15 protein-coding genes are annotated in these 17,239 nt (G+C 72.6%); 6 read left to right on the forward strand and 9 right to left on the reverse strand.

Annotated elements, in window-relative coordinates:
• Position 1: 1 nt before the first annotated feature.
• Entirely contained in the window at positions 2 to 535 is a 534-nt protein-coding gene (pyrR, locus tag N3K63_RS08030; RefSeq protein ID WP_261579635.1) for a bifunctional pyr operon transcriptional regulator/uracil phosphoribosyltransferase PyrR, read from the reverse strand.
• Between the two features lie 191 nt (positions 536 to 726).
• Here pyrR and mvk point away from each other — a divergent pair, with 191 nt between their 5' ends.
• From mvk to N3K63_RS08060, 6 genes are read left to right on the forward strand one after another with little or no spacing between them, the layout of a single operon-like run.
• Entirely contained in the window at positions 727 to 1,773 is a 1,047-nt protein-coding gene (gene mvk, locus N3K63_RS08035; protein WP_261579636.1) for a mevalonate kinase, read from the forward strand.
• The gene (gene mvaD / locus N3K63_RS08040) at positions 1,770 to 2,729 is read left to right on the forward strand and encodes a diphosphomevalonate decarboxylase (RefSeq protein WP_261579637.1); all 960 of its coding nucleotides are present in this window, start codon (positions 1,770 to 1,772) and stop codon (positions 2,727 to 2,729) included. Before mvk ends, mvaD begins: the two co-directional genes overlap by 4 nt.
• Complete coding sequence (locus tag N3K63_RS08045) at positions 2,726 to 3,829, forward strand: phosphomevalonate kinase (RefSeq protein ID WP_261579638.1); 1,104 nt, start codon at positions 2,726 to 2,728, stop codon at positions 3,827 to 3,829. The genes mvaD and N3K63_RS08045 overlap by 4 nt, the downstream gene beginning before the upstream one ends.
• On the forward strand, positions 3,819 to 4,922 hold the full coding sequence (gene fni, locus N3K63_RS08050; RefSeq protein WP_261579639.1) for a type 2 isopentenyl-diphosphate Delta-isomerase: 1,104 nt from the start codon (positions 3,819 to 3,821) through the stop codon (positions 4,920 to 4,922). Before N3K63_RS08045 ends, fni begins: the two co-directional genes overlap by 11 nt.
• Positions 4,919 to 5,968 carry a hydroxymethylglutaryl-CoA reductase gene (locus N3K63_RS08055; RefSeq protein WP_261579640.1) on the forward strand — a complete coding sequence of 350 codons (1,050 nt, stop codon included), beginning with the start codon at positions 4,919 to 4,921 and terminating at the stop codon, positions 5,966 to 5,968. Before fni ends, N3K63_RS08055 begins: the two co-directional genes overlap by 4 nt.
• On the forward strand, positions 5,965 to 7,131 hold the full coding sequence (locus tag N3K63_RS08060) for a hydroxymethylglutaryl-CoA synthase (protein ID WP_261579641.1): 1,167 nt from the start codon (positions 5,965 to 5,967) through the stop codon (positions 7,129 to 7,131). The genes N3K63_RS08055 and N3K63_RS08060 overlap by 4 nt, the downstream gene beginning before the upstream one ends.
• A gap of 94 nt (positions 7,132 to 7,225) precedes the next feature.
• Here the strand turns inward: N3K63_RS08060 and N3K63_RS08065 are convergent, their stop codons facing one another.
• The 8 genes from N3K63_RS08065 to clpX all read right to left on the reverse strand — a co-directional run bounded on the left by N3K63_RS08065 (position 7,226) and on the right by clpX (position 17,133).
• Positions 7,226 to 8,806, reverse strand: coding sequence for a Rieske 2Fe-2S domain-containing protein (locus N3K63_RS08065; RefSeq protein ID WP_261579642.1), 1,581 nt, complete (start codon positions 8,804 to 8,806; stop codon positions 7,226 to 7,228).
• 89 nt (positions 8,807 to 8,895) lie between these two features.
• The gene (locus N3K63_RS08070) at positions 8,896 to 11,811 is read right to left on the reverse strand and encodes a DEAD/DEAH box helicase (protein WP_261579643.1); all 2,916 of its coding nucleotides are present in this window, start codon (positions 11,809 to 11,811) and stop codon (positions 8,896 to 8,898) included.
• Between the two features lie 44 nt (positions 11,812 to 11,855).
• Complete coding sequence (gene nusB / locus N3K63_RS08075; protein ID WP_261579644.1) at positions 11,856 to 12,266, reverse strand: transcription antitermination factor NusB; 411 nt, start codon at positions 12,264 to 12,266, stop codon at positions 11,856 to 11,858.
• Positions 12,267 to 12,284: 18 nt separating this feature from the next.
• Complete coding sequence (efp, locus tag N3K63_RS08080) at positions 12,285 to 12,845, reverse strand: elongation factor P (RefSeq protein ID WP_261579645.1); 561 nt, start codon at positions 12,843 to 12,845, stop codon at positions 12,285 to 12,287.
• 90 nt (positions 12,846 to 12,935) lie between these two features.
• The gene (locus N3K63_RS08085; RefSeq protein WP_261579646.1) at positions 12,936 to 13,394 is read right to left on the reverse strand and encodes a type II 3-dehydroquinate dehydratase; all 459 of its coding nucleotides are present in this window, start codon (positions 13,392 to 13,394) and stop codon (positions 12,936 to 12,938) included.
• A gap of 623 nt (positions 13,395 to 14,017) precedes the next feature.
• Positions 14,018 to 14,584, reverse strand: a complete 567-nt coding sequence (locus N3K63_RS08090) for a dihydrofolate reductase family protein (RefSeq protein ID WP_261579647.1) — start codon at positions 14,582 to 14,584, stop codon at positions 14,018 to 14,020.
• A gap of 69 nt (positions 14,585 to 14,653) precedes the next feature.
• Positions 14,654 to 15,778: an epoxide hydrolase family protein gene (locus N3K63_RS08095; RefSeq protein WP_261579648.1), complete on the reverse strand. Its 1,125-nt coding sequence runs from the start codon at positions 15,776 to 15,778 to the stop codon at positions 14,654 to 14,656.
• 86 nt (positions 15,779 to 15,864) lie between these two features.
• Positions 15,865 to 17,133, reverse strand: coding sequence for an ATP-dependent Clp protease ATP-binding subunit ClpX (gene clpX / locus N3K63_RS08100; RefSeq protein WP_261579649.1), 1,269 nt, complete (start codon positions 17,131 to 17,133; stop codon positions 15,865 to 15,867).
• Positions 17,134 to 17,239 lie beyond the last annotated feature (106 nt).

Below are 17,239 nucleotides of genomic sequence, written 5' to 3' on the forward strand. Positions count from 1 at the left end.
CTCACCGCCCCTCGATCGTGACGGCGTCCTGGCCGTCGACCTCGCGCAGCAGCACGTTGACGCGCTCGTCGCGGGCGCTGGGGAGGTTCTTGCCGATGAAGTCGGGGCGGATCGGCAGTTCGCGGTGACCACGGTCGACGAGGATCGCCAGGCGCACGGCGGCGGGGCGGCCGATGTCCTGCAGCGCGTCGAGGGCGGCGCGGATCGACCGGCCGGAGAAGAGCACGTCGTCCACCAGCACCACGGTGCGCCCGTCGATGCCGCCGGGCGGGATCTGGGTGGGCCGCGGGGTGCGGGTGGGGTTGCGGTGCAGGTCGTCGCGGTACATCGTCACATCGAGTGCGCCGACCGGCACGGGCCGGCCGCCGAAGTCGGAGACGAGTGCGGCGATGCGTTCGGCGAGGGCGACCCCGCGGGTGGGGATCCCGAGGACGACCAGATCGTCGGGCCCCTTCTCGGACTCGAGGATCTCGTGGGAGATCCGAGTCAACGCTCGGGCGATGTCGGGCTCGTGCAGCACGGTTCGCGTGCTCATCCGCCGCTCCCTTCTCCGCCTCACGGGACGGGGTTAAAGGTTGCTGTGATTGCGGTGCCACTCTACCGGATCGCCCCGCCCGGATCGGGCCGTCCGCCCGCGTCGAGGTGATTCGCAGGTGGAGGTGATGAGGTATCCGATGGGCCATCGCCGTGCCCGTTCCGGTCTACGCCCGATACGCTCCAACCTGCATGACTTCTTCAGCTTCCCTTGATGCGCCCGCGCCTGCGCGCGGCTTCGCGCACCCCGCGATCGGCCGCGCGGGCGGCAAGGCGATCCTGTTCGGCGAACATTCCGTGGTCTACGGCCACCCCGCCATCGCGGTGCCGCTGCCCGAGGTGGCCGTGCGCGCCGCGGTGCAGCTGACCACGGGTGCCGGGCGCCTGCGCAGTGCGCTCTACACCGGGCCGCTCACCCGCGCCCCGCAGCGTCTGCTGCCCACCGTGACCGCCCTGGATGCCGCGCTGAGCGCGCTCTGCCCGCCGGGCACGTCGGCGCTGCTCGAGGTCGAGAGCGACATCCCCGCCGAGCGGGGGCTCGGCTCCAGCGCCGCCGTCGCCGCCGCCGTGATCTCGGCGGTGGCCGAGGCCGCGGGCGTCGCCCTCAGCCGCGACGAGCGCTTCGAGCTCATCCAGATCGCCGAGCGGGCCGCCCACGGCCGCCCCAGCGGACTGGACGCCCGCGCGGTATGCGCCACCCAGCCGCTGTGGTTCCAGGCCGGCGCCGTGCGCGATCTGCCCCTGGGCGCGCCCCTGCACCTCGTCGTCGCCGACACCGGCGTGCGCGGCCGCACCGGCGAGGCCGTCGCCGCCGTGCGCGAGCGGCTCGCCGCCGACCCCCACGACACCGGCGCCCAGCTGGGCGAGCTCGGTGCCCTCGCCGACGCCGCCGGCGCGCAGCTGCGGGTGGGAGACCTCCCCGCCGTCGGCGCCGCGATGGACCGGGCCCACGCCGTGCTCGACCTGCTGGGTGTCAGCGACCCCGCCCTCGACCGGCTCGCCTCGGCGGCCCGACAGGCCGGCGCGCTGGGCGCCAAGCTCACCGGCGGAGGTCGCGGCGGCTGCGTCGTGGCCCTCGCCCCCGGCCGGGACGAGGCCGACCGCATCGCCGGTGCGCTGCGCCGCACCGGCGCAGCGGCCGTGTGGACCACCACCGTCCCCAGGGCGGCCGAGGTCTCCGGCACCGGGGCCGCAGAGCACACCGACAGCGCAGAACGAGCCGTGGAGGCCACCGCATGAGCGTCGCGACCGCCGTCGCCCATCCCAACATCGCCCTGGTCAAGTATTGGGGCAAGGCGGATGCCGCCCTGAACCTGCCTGCCACCGGCAGCCTGTCGATGACCCTCGACGTCTACCCCACCACCACCACGGTGCGCGTCGACCCCGACGCCACCGCCGACACGCTGCGCCTCAACGGCTCGGAGCGCGACGAGCAGGCCACCGGACGGGTGACCCGCTTCCTCGACGTCGTGCGGGAGCTCGCCGGCAGCACGCACCGCGCCCACGTCGACTCGGTCAACACGGTGCCCTCTGCGGCGGGCCTGGCCTCATCGGCGTCGGGCTTCGCGGCACTGGCCGGTGCGGCTGCGGCCGCCTACGGCCTCGACCTCGACGCCCGCGCCCTCAGCCGCCTGGCCCGCCGCGGCTCCGGATCGGCGTCGCGGTCGATCATCCCCGGGTTCGCGGTCTGGCACGCCGGCACCGACGAGGAGTCGTTCGCCGAGCCCCTGCCCGCACCCGACCTGGCGATGGTCATCGCCGTCGTCGACAGCGGCCACAAGCCGGTCTCCAGCCGCGAGGGCATGCGCCGCACCGTGCTCACGTCGCCGTTCTACCCGGCGTGGGTCACCTCCACCGCCGAGACCCTGACCGCCGCCGTCACCGCGTGCCGGGAGGGCGACGTCGACCGGCTGGGCCGCATCACCGAGACCAACGCGCTGCGCATGCACGCCGTCATCCAGGCATCCGACCCGCCCCTGCGCTACCTCACCGCCACGAGCCACGAGATCTTCGACCGCGTCGAGCGGCTGCGCGCCGACGGCGTGGGCGCGTGGGCGACCGCCGACGCCGGACCCAACGTGGTCGTGCTGTGCCGGGCGGCCGACGCCGAGACGGTGCGCGCCGCCCTGGCGGGACTCGTCGAGCTCGTCGTGGCCCACCCGGGCCCGGGCATGCGTGTCGTGGAGCGCGCATGAGCCCCGAGACCATCCAGACCCGCGCCCCCGGCAAGCTGTTCGTCGCCGGCGAGTACGCGGTGGTCACCCCTGGCGAGCCGGCGGTGCTGGTGGCCGTCGACCGCTACATCACCGTGCGGCTGACGGCGGCCCAGGATGCCGGACGCATCCACTCCCCCGAGTTCGGGCGTGCACCGCTGCTGTGGCGCCGCGACGCCGACGGCCTGACCATCGACCGCGACCGACATCCGTACGACTACGTGCTGGCGGCCGTCACCCTCTGCGAACGGCTCCGCGCCGAGCGCGGTCTCGCGCCCCGGTTCTACGACCTGCACATCGACAGCGGCCTCGACGACGTGACCGGCCGCAAGTTCGGGCTCGGCTCGTCGGCGGCGGTGACCGTGGCCGCCGTGCGCGCCATCGACGCGTTCTACGACTTCGGCCTGGACGGGCTCGAGATCTTCCGGCTGTCGCTGCTGGCCACCGTGCAGGTCGCCCCGCAGGCCTCCGGCGGCGACGTGGCCGCCTCGGCGTTCGGCGGCTGGATCGGCTACCGCTCCCCCGACCGCGCCCTGCTGCGGGCCCGGTCGGAACAGGGCCCCATCGACGGCCTGCTGCACTCCGACGCCTGGGCCGGGAGCGAGGTCACCCGCCTGCCGCCGCCCGACGCGCTGCGCTTCCTCGTGGGCTGGACCGGGTCGCCCGCCTCCACCGTGCGCCTCGTCGACGACGTCTCGCGGCAGGTGCGCAGCGGCGAATCGGCCCACGACACCTTCCTGCTGCGCTCGCGCGCCGTCGTCGACGACCTCTGGCGGGGCCTCCAGCAGGGCGATGACGCGGCCGCGCTGACCGCGGTGCGCGACGCGCGCCGGCTGCTGCAGGGACTCGGTGCGTCGGCCGGGGTCGCCATCGAGACCGAGCGCCTCGCCGCACTGTGCGACATCGCCGAGGCCGCCGGCGCGGCCGCCAAGCCCTCGGGTGCCGGCGGCGGCGACTGCGGCATCGTGCTCGCCCCGCCGTCCGCCGACGTCAGCGGCATCCTGCGCGCCTGGGAGGCGCATGACATCCGTCACCTCACCATCGCCGTCCACCCGCCCCGAGGAGGCGTCCATGAGCAGTGAGGGTGCCGCCGCCCGCAAGGACGACCACCTGCGCCTGGCCGCCGGCCAGCAGGAGGGTGGTCCGCGCCGCAACGCCTTCGACGACGTCGCCTTCGTGCACCACGCGCTGGCGGGCATCGACGCGGCCGGGGTCGACCTCGGCGTGGAGGTGGCAGGCGCGCACTGGCCGCTGCCCTTCTACATCAACGCCATGACCGGCGGCAGCGCGCGCACCGCCCAGGTCAACCGCGACCTCGCCGTCGCCGCCCGCGAGACCGGTGTCGCCATCGCGTCGGGCTCGATGAGCGTCGCACTCGACGATCCCGCGGCCCTGCCGTCGTTCCAGGTCATCCGCGACGAGAACCCCGGCGGGTTCGTCATGGCCAACATCGGCGTCGAACGCAGCGCCGACGACGCCCGCCGCGCCGTGGCCGCCCTCGGCGCCGATGCCCTGCAGGTGCACCTCAACAGCATGCAGGAGACGGTGATGCCCGAAGGCAGCCGCGCCTTCTCGTCGTGGCCCGCGTCGCTGGAGGCGATCCTCGACGCCGCCGAGGTGCCGGTGATCGTCAAGGAGGTCGGCTTCGGCCTCAGCCGCCGCACCCTGCACACCCTCGCCGCACTCGGCGTCGCCTGGGCCGACGTGTCGGGCACCGGCGGCACCGACTTCGTGCGCGTCGAGAACGACCGCCGCGCCGCCGGCGACCTGGACTACCTCGTCGGGTGGGGGCAGTCGGCCGTGGCGAGCCTGATCGACGCCCCGCGCGACCCCGGCGCCTCGCCGGCGCTGCTGGGCTCGGGCGGCGTGCGCACCCCGCTCGACGTCGCCCGCGCGCTCGCGCTGGGCGCCCGCGGCGTGGGCGTTTCGGGCTCGTTCCTGGCCGTCGTGCTCGACGGCGGCGCCGAGGCCCTCATCGAACGCATCACCACCTGGCGCGAGCACCTGACGGCCCTGCTGGCCGTGCTCGGCGCCCACGACCCCGCCGCCCTGCAGGCCTGCGACGTGGTCGTCACCGGCGGCACCGCGCAGTTCGCCGGCGCCCGCGGCATCGACGTCACCCCCCTGGCCCGGCGCTCCGACGCCCTGCCCCTCCCCGGAAGGAGCCGGTCATGACCGCCGGAACCGTCACCCCCATCCCCACCCGCTGGGTGGGCCCGCTGCACCTCACCGGCGACGTCGTCGGCGCCCAAGAGGTGCCGCTGGCCACCTACGAGTCGCCGCTGTGGCCCTCGGTCGGGCGCGGCGCGCGAGTCTCGCGCCTGGTGCCCGACGGCATCCGGGTCACCGTGGTCGACGAGCGGATGACGCGCTCGTCGCTGTTCGTGGCGCAGACCGCCGCCGAGGCCGTGGCCGCCGGACGCGACCTCGAGGCGCGCATCGACGAGCTCGGCGAGGCGGTGACCGCCCGCAGCCGGCACGCCCGTCTCATCGAGGTGCACACCGAGGTCGTCGGCAACCTGCTGTTCGTGCGGTTCGCACTGACCACCGGCGACGCCTCCGGTCACAACATGGTCACCCTCGCCGCCGAAGGCCTCATGGAGCGCGTCCTGACGTGGCATCCCGAGCTGGAGTACGGCTCGATCTCGGGCAACTACTGCTCCGACAAGAAGGCCACCGCCGTCAACGGCATCCTCGGGCGCGGCCGTTCGGTCATCGCCGAGATCCTCATCCCCGCGGCCCTCGTCGACGAGCAGCTGCGCTCGACCGCGGCCCGCATCGTGGAGCTGAACACGCGCAAGAACCTCGTCGGCTCGACCATCGCCGGCGCGCTGCGGTCGGCCAACGCGCACTACGCCAACATGCTGCTCGCCTTCTACCTGGCCACCGGCCAGGATGCCGCGAACATCGTCGAGGGCTCGCAGGGCATCACCTACGCCGAGGTGCGCGGCGACGGCGACCTGTACTTCTCGTGCAGCCTGCCCAACCTCATCGTCGGCACGGTCGGCAACGGCAAGGACCTGCCGTTCGTCGACGAGACGCTGGAGCGCCTCGGCTGCCGCGAGGAGCGCGAGCCCGGCGGCAACGCCCGGCGCCTGGCCGCCCTGATCGCGGCCACCGTGCTGTGCGGCGAACTGTCGCTGCTGGCCGCCCAGACCAACCCGGGCGAGCTGATGCAATCCCACATGCTGCTGGAGCGGCGGAACGGAGAGACCCGATGAGCGCGGTGCGTGTCGGCATCCACGACCTCTCGGTCGCCACGGCGGGTCACGTGCTCGCCCTCGATGACCTGGCCGCCTACGACGGCACCGACCCGGCGAAGTACCGGGTCGGCCTCGGGCAGGAACAGATGAGCGTCCCGGGCCCCGACGAGGACATCGTCACCATGGGCGCCGCCGCCGCGCTGCCCATCCTGCACACGCACGGTGCCGACGGCATCCGCACGCTCTTCTTCGCCACCGAGTCGGGCGTCGACCAGTCCAAGTCGGCGGGCGTGTTCGTGCACGAGCTGCTGGGTCTGCCGGCCACCTGCCGCGTCGTAGAGCTCAAGCAGGCGTGCTACTCGGCGACGGCGGCCCTGCAGGCCGCCGCCGGCCTCGTGGCCCGCAACCCCGCCGAGAAGGTGCTCGTCATCGCCAGCGACGTGGCCCGCTACGAGCTCGACTCCGCCGCCGAGGCCACCCAGGGCGCCGGCGCCGTGGCGATGCTCGTCACCGCCGACCCCGCCCTCGCGGAGATCGAGCCGGTCAGCGGCGTGCACACCGCCGACGTCGACGACTTCTGGCGCCCGAACGACAGCGTCAACGCCGTCGTCGACGGCAAGCTCTCGATCGTGGCCTACCTCGACGGGGTCATCGGCGCGTGGGAGGACTTCCGGGCCCGTGGCGGGGCGCCGCTGGGCGAGATCGACCGGTTCTGCCACCACCAGCCCTTCACCCGCATGGCCGTTAAGGCGCACCGGCGCCTCGCCGAGCACGAGGGCGTCGCACTCGACGAGGAGCTGCTGGCGGTGACCACGGGCTACAACCGCCGCATCGGCAACTCGTACACCGCCTCGCTCTACCTGGCGCTGGCCGCCCTCATCGACGCCGACGACGACCTCGCCGGGCGCCGCATCGGCATGTTCAGCTACGGGTCGGGGTCGGTCACCGAGCTGTTCACCCTCGTCGTGCAGCCGGGCTACCGCGCGCACACCCGCGGCGCCGAGACCGAGCGCGCCCTCGCGGCGCGCACGCCCCTCGACATCGCCCGCTACCGCGAGCTGCACGCCGCGACTCACCTCGACAGCCACGCCGATCTGCAGACCGCGCACGAGTCGTCGGGGCCGTTCCGCTTCACCGGCCTCACCGGCCGCGCCCGCCGCTACGCACGTACCGACGCCTGACCGCTCTGCCTCGCTCGCGCAAGATGGCGCACCATCTCGCGCGAGACGGGCGCGCAGCTGCGCCGCGCTGCGCTGAACGCGGGTGCAGCGGGGCTCAGGCGGAGGCGGCGGGGGCGCCGGTCTCGATGATCGCGCCCTCACCGGCGCGGGTGGCTCGGATCGGGTGACCGGGGCTGGTGAGGCACTTGCCGGTGGCGAGGTCCCACTTCCAGTCGTGCAGCGCGCACGTGAGCACGCCGTCCTCGATCTTGCCGGTCTTGGTGAGGTCGGCGCGCAGATGCGGGCAGCGGCGCTGCACGGTCCAGTCGCCGATCTCGGCATCCTCGGTCTGGTCGGACTGCTCGGCGTACCAGTTCTCGACGTACTCGATGCGGTCGCGCGAGAGGCACTTCAGGAACGTGGTGAGGAACTCGTTGAACTTGCCCGAGCGGCCCACCTCGAACTGCATCGACAGGAAGATCGAGTTCGACCAGTCGATCTCGTGGTCGGCGATGTTCGTCGAGACGAGGTCGGCGGGGATCGTGTACCAGTAGATGCACTCCTCCCCCGCGTACTCGCGCACCTTGGCCTTGGGGAAGTCGACGACCATGTCGAGCTCGCCGATGCGGAAGCGCACGTTGCCGCCCACCCCGTTGCGGATGGTGCGGGCCCGGCGCAGCAGCGGCTCCCACCACTCCTTGATCGCGGCGAGGATCTCCTCCGGGGGCAGCACCGGCGCCCGCGAGATCACCTCGGCCTGCACCTCGGCCTGCCGACTGTCGCGCTGCTCGGCCAGATAGGCCCACTTGTCACCGAAGATGCGGGCGATCTCGGCATCCGTGTAGAGGGTCTGGGTGATCTCGATCTCGCCGCCGGCGAGGTCGATCTGCGTGCCCGGCACGAACAGGTAGCCCTTCTGGTCGGGGCTCTCGGCGGCCATGTGCTCGAGGAACTGCGCCTGATCGGTGAAGATCGAGTCGTCTTCCAGCCCCCAGCCGTTGAAGCGGAAGAGGTCTTCGCGCAGGAACATCGGCGGGCCGGCCATCGGGAACACGTGCGGGGCCTGCACCTTGTCGATGTAGTACATCGCGCGCTTGTTCTGCGCGTCGCGCTTGAGCTGGGCGAAGTTCTGCTTCGCGTCCTGCGGCAGGTCGTAGACCATCGGCCACCAGATGGCGCCGGACACCTGCGTGAAGTACGCGTCGGGCGCCGAGAACGACAGCAGCTTCTCGAGGTCGAGCGGATGCGAGTCGTTCTGGTTGAGGACGGATGCCGTGCCGTCGTCGACCGACAGCGAGGAGTCGCCGATCGGTCCGTCGCTGGGCGCGCGCAGCGGGGTCACCATGACGCTCACCCCGCCGAGGTCGAGGGGCACGCCCGCCTGCGTGTAGACGATGTTCTCGTAGCCGAGCCGGCGCAGGTCCTGCTCGAGGTCGTCGGTGGGGTACTCGGGCAGCAGCACCGGGATGTCGGCGCGCACGTGGCGGCGCAGCAACGCCGGGTCGAAGTGGTCGCGGTGGCGGTGCGAGATGTAGAGGTAGTCCGCGGCGCCGAAACGCTCCCAGTCGAGGGAGCGGTTGTCGGGGAAGGGGAACCAGGAGCCGAAGAAGCTCGGTCCGACGACCGGGTCGCAGAGGATGCTGCCGCCCGCCGTCTCGATGAACATCCCCGCGTGGCCCAAGCCCGTGATCCGCATGAAAACCTCCTGTCGAGCCCGACGAGTCTACGCGAGGGGTCCCGGCAGTCCGCCGTGACGGGCCGCACGCCCCGCAGCGCGGGCGGGCGTCAGCCGAGGAGCTCGCGGATGTCGTCGGCGCTGAGGGCCGCCGAGAACGCGCCGTCGGCGTCGAGCACCGCGCTGAACAGCCGCGCCTTGCGCTGCTGGAGCTCCCGCACCTTCTCTTCGATGGTGCCCGACGCGATCAGCCGGTACACGGTGACGGGCCGAGTCTGCCCGATGCGGTGCGTGCGGTCGACGGCCTGCTGCTCGGCAGCCGGGTTCCACCACGGGTCGAGGAGGAACACGTAGTCGGCCTCGGTGAGGGTGAGGCCGACGCCTCCCGCCTTGAGGCTGATGAGGAACACCGGGTCGTCGCCGGAGCGGAACCGCTCGATGACCTCGGGGCGGCGCGCGGTCGAACCGTCGAGGCGCACCACCCCCATGCCGTGGGTGCGCAGATCCTGCTCGACGATGTCGAGGTAGGAGGTGAACTGGCTGAACACCAGGGCGCGGTGCCCCTCGGCGGCCAGCTCGGTGAGGCGGTCGCGCAGCGCGTCGAGCTTGCTGGAGCCGAGGCCGGGGCCGCCGGCATCCACCAGCGCCGGCGCGAGGGCCAGCATCCGCAGCAGCGTCAGCGAGCGGAAGACGATGAACCGGTGACTGTCGAGATCGTCGAGCAGTCCCAGCACCTTGCGCCGCTCGCGCTGCAGCACCCGCTCGTACACGGCGCGGTGGCCGCTGCTGAGCTCGACACGCAGGTCCTGCTCCTGCCGCGGCGGCAGGTCGGCGGCCACCAGGTCTTTCGTGCGGCGCAGCAGGAACGGGCGGATGCGGCGGCGCAGCCTCGACAGCCGGCGTTCCCGGAACGGCCCGCCCTCGGCGTTCTCGGGCACCTTGCCGTGCTCGATGGGCTTGACGTACTCGTCGCGGAACCGCCGTGCCGACGGGAACAGCCCCGGGCAGGTGAGGGCGAGGATCGCCCACAGGTCGGTGAGGCTGTTCTCCAGCGGGGTGCCGGTGACGGCGAACACCGCGCGCGCCCGCAGCGCCTGCGCCGCGCGGTGCACGCGGGTGCGCGGGTTCTTCACCGCCTGGGCCTCGTCGAGCACGACCACCGACCACGCGCGGGCGGCGAAGGCCGCCTCGTCGAGGCGCAGCACCGCGTAGGAGGTCACGACCACATCGACGTCGAGGTCGGCGGGGCGGTGCCCGGTGGCGCCGACGATCTGCACGCGCAGGCCGGGGGCGTGACGGGCGGCCTCGTCGCGCCAGGCCGACAGCACCGAGGTGGGGGCCACCACGAGCGCGGGGGCGGTCTCGCCGGCGTCGCGGACGTGCTGCAGCAGCGTCAGCACCTGCACGGTCTTGCCGAGCCCCATGTCGTCGGCCAGCACGCCGCCCAGTCCCGCCTGCCACAGCGTCGCCAGGCGGCGGAACCCGTCGACCTGGTAGGGGCGCAGCGTCGCGGTGATGCCCGCGGGAACAGCCGGGGGCGCCGCGCCGGTGCCGCCGGGTGCGCTGGAAAGCGCGGCGGCCGCCTCCCGCCATGCGACGGCCGGCGCAGCCTGGTCGGCGAGGTCTTCGAAGTCCTCCCAGAACTCGACGTGGTGCCGGCTGATGCGGGGGCCGGCCTCCCACTCGACGAGGTCCCGGGAGTCGTCGATGAGCTCCCGCAGCCGGTCGAGTGCCGCGTGCGCCAGCGAGAAGTAGGCGCCGTCGGAGAGCAGGATCTTCTTCCGCCGCTGCGCGAGCGCGGTGAACAGCGGCGTGAACGGGATGCGGCGGCCGTCGACTTCGACGATGACGCCCAGGTCGAACCAGTCGGCGTCGGTGGTCTCCACCGTCGTCACGGTGATGCGCGGGTCGCCGGTGAGCTCGCGATAGTCGCGTCGGATGCCGGACAGCTCGATGCGCGCGCCGTCGATCTCGCCGACGGTGGGGAGCACCCGGGTGGTGAACTCGGCCGCGGCGACGCCGGTGAGCCGGCCCGCCGGCGCGAACGGCTCATCGATCGCGCTCTCCCAGGCATGTTCGAGCGCGGTGCGCAGCATCCGGCGGTCGTCGTCGGTCTCGGCATCGGTGCTGAGCGCCACCCGTCCGGTGCCGGGCACCTGCCACGAGAACGCGTAGTCGAGCACGTCGCGCGGCTGCTGGTCGACCGCGAGCACGAGCGCGGTGCGCGCCGGCGGCGGCAGCCGCACCCCGCGGGCGGGGGCGAGGGCCGCCTCGCGCACGAGGCGCGGGTACGCGTCGCGGTAGAAGTCGTCGACGTCGTCGCGCGGGATGGTGAGCGCCCCGGCCAGCAGGGTGCGCACGGCGTCGCCGAGGGTCGCCGGGGCCAGCCGCACGTGCAGCGACTCCCCCTCCCGGTCGACGGTGTAGACCCCGACGTGCCCGATGGGCCGGGCCAGGCCCGCCGGCGATCCCCCGTCGATGCGCACGCTCGCCGAGAGGCGCAGCGCCCCGGCGGGCGCCTCCACCGGCACGGTGACCTCGGCGGCTCCCCCGAGGGTGACGCGCTGATCGGGGCGGGTGGACACGAGCGGGATGCCGAGGGCCGCGGCGGCTCGCAGGTGCGGCCAGAGCAGCTCCGAGTCGACGCCGTCGAGGGTGAGCCAGTCGGAGTCGCCGAAGCCGCCGAACACGCGCACGTCGTGGGCGATGCCGTAGAGGGTCGTGAACCAGCGCAGGCGCGCCGGGTCGGTGCGCCAGGCGCCGCGGCGCAGCGACTCCCACGTAGCGTCGGACTGCACCCACTCCCCGCTGGCGGCGCTGCGGCCGAGGGGGCGCACGGCCAGGCGCAGGTCGGCGGAGCCGGTGGCCACGCTGCGCGCGGTGGCGGGCTGGATGCGACGGGGCCCCCAGTGCGCGTCGTCGCCGCCCTCGCGCTGTCGCAGCTGCACGCCGAGCGCGAGAGGCTCGCCGTCGCCGGCCGGGGCGGCCAGCAGTGCGCGCCAGGAGGAGGTGCGATCAGCCGTCACGGCTTCGATCCTGCCCGCAGGTTCCGACGTCGGCGTCGCCGACGTCAGCTGGAGCGGGCGATGCGGGCCAGGACGCCGTGGATGAACGAGCCCGACTCGTCGGTGGAGAACTCCTTGGCGAGCTCCACCGCCTCGTCGATGGCGACCGCGGTGGGCACCTGCTCGTTGTGGAGGATCTCCCAGACGCCGATGCGGAGGATGGCGCGGTCGACGGCCGGCATCCGCTCGATCTTCCAGTCGCGCGCGTGCGTGACGATCTGCTCGTCGATCTCGTCGCGGGTGTCGATGACACCGTCGACGATCTCGCGGGCGTACAGCCACGAGGCCTCGCGGGCCGGTTCGCTGGCGGCGCGCTTGGCTTCGGCGGCGAGCGTCACGGCGAGGTCATCGCCGCGCACGTCGCTCTGGAAGAGGATGTCGAGGGCGCGCTTGCGCGCTTTGGAGCGGGCGCTCATAGGATCCGGCGCCCCGCGTCAGTTGACGCGGCCGAGGTAGTCGCCCGTGCGGGTGTCGACCTTGACCTTGGTGCCGGTCTCGAGGAATAGGGGCACCTGGATCTCGTAGCCGGTCTCGACGGTGGCCGACTTCGTGCCCGCCGACGAGCGGTCGCCCTGCAGGCCGGGCTCGGTGTAGGTGATCTCGAGCACGACGGAGGCGGGCATCTCGACGTAGAGCGGGTTGCCGTTGTTGAGCGCGATCTGCACCTGCTGGTTCTCGAGCAGGAAGTTCGCCGCGTCGCCCACGGTGGCGGCGCCGACCGTGATCTGGTCGTAGTCGGCCACATCCATGAAGACGAAGCCGTCGCCGTCGTTGTACAGGTAGGTGAAGTCGCGACGGTCGACGTTCTCGGTCTCGATCTTCGCGCCGGCGTTGAACGTCTTGTCGACGACCTTGCCGCTGAGGACGTTCTTCAGCTTGGTGCGCACGAACGCGCCGCCCTTGCCGGGCTTCACGTGCTGGAACTCCACGACGCTCCAGAGCTGTCCGTCGATGTTGAGGACGACGCCGTTCTTGATGTCTGCGGTGGATGCCATGAGTGTGGAGTTTCCGTTCGTCTGGGGTGCGGAGCGCGGCGCCGACAGCGTCCAGCGCGGGCCGACAGTCGATTCTACGTGATGAGGGTCTCAGCCGTCGGCGCGGCCGCTGATCACGTCGAGGAGCAGTCGCGTCGCGCGGGCGTAGCCGGCGACCCCTTCGCCGACGACGTGGATGACGGCTACGTCGCGCACGTACGAGAAGTGCCGGAACTGCTCGCGCTGGGTCACGTCGGAGATGTGCACCTCGGCGACGGGCAGGGCGACCGCGCTGAGCGCGTCGCGCAGCGCCACCGAGGTGTGGGTGAACCCGCCGGGGTTGATGACGATGCCGGCGCAGTCCTCGCGCGCGTCGTGGATCGCGTCGATGAGCACGCCCTCGTGGTTGGACTGCAGGGCGCGCACCTCGTACCCGGCGCCCGCGGCGGTGTCGGTGACGAGCACCTCGACGTCGTGCAGGGTCTCGGTGCCGTAGATGTCGGGCTCGCGCAGGCCCAGGAGGTTGAGGTTCGGTCCGTTGACGAGCAGTAGGCGGCGGGGCGAGGTCACGTGAGCACCCTACCGTCGCGCCCGGCCTGCTCCCGCCGGGAGCGCGGGCCGCGCTGCCGCCCGGCGCCCTGTTCGCTAGCTCCCTGTTCGCTCGCGCCGTGTCAGCTCGCGCCCTGTTGCGGCCTAGCGGCCTGTTCGCTCGCGCCCTGTTGCGGCCTCGCGGCCCGGCATCCTGCATCTGGGCGCCAGCGAACGGGTCGAGGGGCCGCGTAGGCGCACACGGGCTCAGGGCGGCGCGGTCGGAGGTCGGGGTGGCCCGGCCCGTTCGCTCGCGCCTTGTGGTGGCTTCCTGGGGCGGTGAGGGGCAACTGGGCACCAGTGAACCGGGATGGGCCTGGCTGTCCCGATGTTCCCGATCGGCACGCCTCGAACCTCGACCTCACGATCCGCTCGCCCGTGAGCGTCTGCGCAGTCAGCCGGTTCGCCGCTTGCGGACAGTCGCGAGGAGCATCCCGGGCCGGTCACGGTCGGCGCCGCAGATCGAGGATCGCCCCGGCTCCCGGCAGCACTCTGAGCGTCGCGGGCTGACGAACGAGCACACCGCCGGATCGTGGCACGCTGCCGACGCCCGGAGGACCCACCGAACTGTCGCGCCGAACGCGGAGAAGGCGCGCGGGAGCTGATCAGGGCGTCGCGGCGGGGAGCACCTCGTAGACGAGCCGGGCGAACTGGCCGACGGCCCGCGCTGAGACCAGACGCAACCGGTCGGACTCGAGCCGACGGGGCAGCAGCGGCGCTCCCCCGGTGAGCAGCACGGGGGCGATCGACACGGCGATCTCGTCGAGGACCCCGGCGTCGAGGAACTGGCCGGCGAGCTCTCCCCCGCCCACCACCCAGATGTCGCTGTCGCCCGCTGCGGCCCGCAGCTGCGGCACGATGTCGGCCACGGGCCCCGACACGAAGGTGACGTCGGCGCCGTCGGGCACCGGCAGGTCGCGCGTGGTGAACACGAACGTCGGCCGCTCGCCGTGGAACTCCCGCCACTTCTCGGGGTGCGCGAGGATGTCGGACTCGTCGAGCACCCATTCGTACGTCGTCGACCCCTCGACCAGCACGCCGGCGTTCTGCGGCAGCACCTCGGCGTCGGGCGTGGTGCCGCCGTCGACGGCGAACAGCCAGGCCAGTGAGTTCTGCTCGTCGGCGATCCAGCCGTTGAGCGTGGTCGCCGTGTCGAAGATGATCCGTCCCATGCGCGCGACGCTACCTGAGGCCCCCGACATCACGACAGGTCATGCCCCGCTGCAGCAGCCCGGCGACGCTCACGCCGGCGCGAGCAGCCCCAGCTCTCGCGCGAAGCGGCGCACGTGGTCGGCCAGCTGCTCGGGCACCTCGGCGGCGGCGAAGTGTCCACCCACCGGCATCCGCTCGAAGCCGCGCAGATCGCGGTAGAACGCCCGCGCCACCGACTCGGGGTAGTCGGCCTCGTGCCGCTGGATCGCCACGAACGCCGGCACCGCGGTCGGGGCGATGCCGCCCGGCTGGTCGGCGCCCTCGTAGTAGGGCCGGAACGACGTGCCGATCGACTGGGTGACCCAGTAGATCATCGCTTCGGTCAGCAGCCGGTCGCGCCCGATCAGACGCTCGAGGTCGGCGGGGTCGTCGGTCTCGGCGTCGCTCCACTCGACGAGCTTCTCGACGAGCCAGACCAGGAGCCCCGCGGGCGAGTCGTTGAGCGCGGTCGCGAGAGTGTCGGGACGCGTGGCCTGCACGTGCCCGTAGGCACCGTCGGCCTCGTGGTCGGCGGCCAGCCGTGCGAAGAAGGCGACCTCGTCGGGGGCGGTGAGCTCGGCGCGCTCGGCGCGGGTCGGGAAGTGCGCATGGGTGGCGATGATGCCCTGCACGTGCTGCGGGTGGCGGGAGGCGAGCAGGTCGCTGACATTGGCCGACACGTCTTCGCCATAGGTGAGGTAGCGCGAGTACCCGAGCGTCTCGGTCATGAGCAGGTGCATCGTGCGGGCCAGTTCGTCTTCGCTGACGGGACGGTCGGGGTAGGCGGGCGAGAAGGCGAAGCCGGGCAGGCTCGGGACGACGACGTGGACGTCGGGCAGGGCCGCAGCCAGCTCGAGCTGCAGGGCGAATGTGTGGGGCCAGCCGTGCATGATCAGCAGCGCAGGGGCGTCGGCGCGCGCGGCGCGCCGGTGCGCGAGATGCACGGTGGTGCCGTCGACCTCGGCGAGGAACTGCGGCACGGCGTTCAGTCGCCGCTCCTGGGCGCGCCAGTCGAGCGCGCGCCACGAGGCGAGCAGCTCGTCTCGATAGGCGGCCGTCATCCCCGACCGCGGCCGGCGCGGCGCGTCGGGCAGGGTGCGGGTGCGGGTCAGGCGCTCGTGCAGATCGTGCAGCACGGCGTCGTCGACGTGGATCTCGAAGGGCCGGATGCTCATGCGGCCACGCTAGGCGCGGCCTCCGACATCGACCCGATCGGACCGGACGCCGGCCTCCAGCCGCGCCGGCCCCGGGAGCCCCGCCCTCAGGCGCTCTTGCGCTTCTGGCGCAGCACCAGAGTGGGCGCGGCCCGCTCGACGACGCTCGCGCGCGTGACGACGACCTTGTCGACGTCTTCCATCGACGGGATCTCGAACATGATCGGTCCGAGCACGTCTTCGAGGATGGCGCGCAGGCCACGGGCGCCGGTCTTGCGCGCGACGGCGAGGTCGGCGATGGCCAGCAGTGCCTCGTCGTCGAACTCGAGCTCGACACCGTCGAGCTGGAACATGCGCTGGTACTGCTTGACGAAGGCGTTCTTCGGCCCGGTGAGGATCTCGACGAGCGCGTCCTGGTCGAGCGGGGCGACCGAGGTGACGACGGGCAGGCGGCCGATGAACTCGGGGATGAGGCCGAACTTGTGCAGGTCTTCGGGCTCGACGTCCTTGAACAGGTCGAGGTCCTGACCCTTGTCATGCAGCGGGGCGCCGAAGCCGACACCGTGCTTGCCCACGCGCGAGGAGATGATCTCTTCGAGCCCGGCGAACGCACCCGCCACGATGAACAGCACGTTCGTCGTGTCGATCTGGATGAACTCCTGGTGCGGGTGCTTGCGCCCGCCCTGCGGCGGCACCGAGGCCACCGTGCCCTCGAGGATCTTCAGCAGCGCCTGCTGCACGCCCTCGCCCGACACGTCGCGGGTGATCGACGGGTTCTCGGCCTTGCGGGCGATCTTGTCGACCTCGTCGATGTAGATGATGCCCGTCTCGGCGCGCTTCACGTCGAAGTCGGCGGCCTGCAGCAGCTTCAGGAGGATGTTCTCCACGTCTTCGCCGACGTAGCCGGCCTCGGTCAGCGCGGTGGCGTCGGCGACGGCGAACGGCACGTTCAGGCGCTTGGCGAGGGTCTGGGCCAGGTAGGTCTTGCCGCAGCCGGTGGGGCCCAGCAGCAGGATGTTGCTCTTGGCGATCTCCACCTCATCGGCACGCTGCTCGGCCGACTGGAGCGTGCCGTGCGCGCGGGTGCGCTTGTAGTGGTTGTAGACCGCGACGGCCAGCGCGCGCTTGGCGGGCTCCTGGCCGACGACGTACTCCTCGAGGAAGGAGAAGATCTCGCGCGGCTTGGGCAGATCGAAGTCGGCGACCTCGCCCTCGCCGGACTCGGCCATGCGCTCTTCGATGATCTCGTTGCACAGCTCGACGCATTCGTCGCAGATGTACACGCCGGGACCGGCGATCAGCTGCTGGACCTGCTTCTGGCTCTTGCCACAGAAGGAGCACTTGAAGAGGTCGGCACTCTCACCGATGCGAGCCATGGCCCTTCTCCTTGATCTGGGGACGAGACTGTTCGAGCCTAACCGGTCGCGGGGACATCGCGGCGGATTGGGTCACCGCGTGTGGACGGCGACGGGGAGGGAGCAC

The organism is Microbacterium festucae, assembly GCF_025421715.1.
Classification (GTDB): domain Bacteria; phylum Actinomycetota; class Actinomycetes; order Actinomycetales; family Microbacteriaceae; genus Microbacterium; species Microbacterium festucae.

Bases quoted from the DNA above. Each gene is read 5' to 3' on its own strand.
- nusB (WP_261579644.1), bottom strand. From the start codon at position 12,266: ATGAGCGCCCGCTCCAAAGCGCGCAAGCGCGCCCTCGACATCCTCTTC.
- N3K63_RS08045 (WP_261579638.1), top strand. From the start codon at position 2,726: ATGAGCCCCGAGACCATCCAGACCCGCGCCCCCGGCAAGCTGTTCGTC.
- N3K63_RS08065 (WP_261579642.1), bottom strand. From the start codon at position 8,806: ATGCGGATCACGGGCTTGGGCCACGCGGGGATGTTCATCGAGACGGCG.
- fni (WP_261579639.1), top strand. From the start codon at position 3,819: ATGAGCAGTGAGGGTGCCGCCGCCCGCAAGGACGACCACCTGCGCCTG.
- N3K63_RS08095 (WP_261579648.1), bottom strand. From the start codon at position 15,778: ATGAGCATCCGGCCCTTCGAGATCCACGTCGACGACGCCGTGCTGCAC.
- N3K63_RS08060 (WP_261579641.1), top strand. From the start codon at position 5,965: ATGAGCGCGGTGCGTGTCGGCATCCACGACCTCTCGGTCGCCACGGCG.
- mvk (WP_261579636.1), top strand. From the start codon at position 727: ATGACTTCTTCAGCTTCCCTTGATGCGCCCGCGCCTGCGCGCGGCTTC.
- pyrR (WP_261579635.1), bottom strand. From the start codon at position 535: ATGAGCACGCGAACCGTGCTGCACGAGCCCGACATCGCCCGAGCGTTG.
- efp (WP_261579645.1), bottom strand. From the start codon at position 12,845: ATGGCATCCACCGCAGACATCAAGAACGGCGTCGTCCTCAACATCGAC.
- mvaD (WP_261579637.1), top strand. From the start codon at position 1,770: ATGAGCGTCGCGACCGCCGTCGCCCATCCCAACATCGCCCTGGTCAAG.
- N3K63_RS08055 (WP_261579640.1), top strand. From the start codon at position 4,919: ATGACCGCCGGAACCGTCACCCCCATCCCCACCCGCTGGGTGGGCCCG.
- clpX (WP_261579649.1), bottom strand. From the start codon at position 17,133: ATGGCTCGCATCGGTGAGAGTGCCGACCTCTTCAAGTGCTCCTTCTGT.
- N3K63_RS08090 (WP_261579647.1), bottom strand. From the start codon at position 14,584: ATGGGACGGATCATCTTCGACACGGCGACCACGCTCAACGGCTGGATC.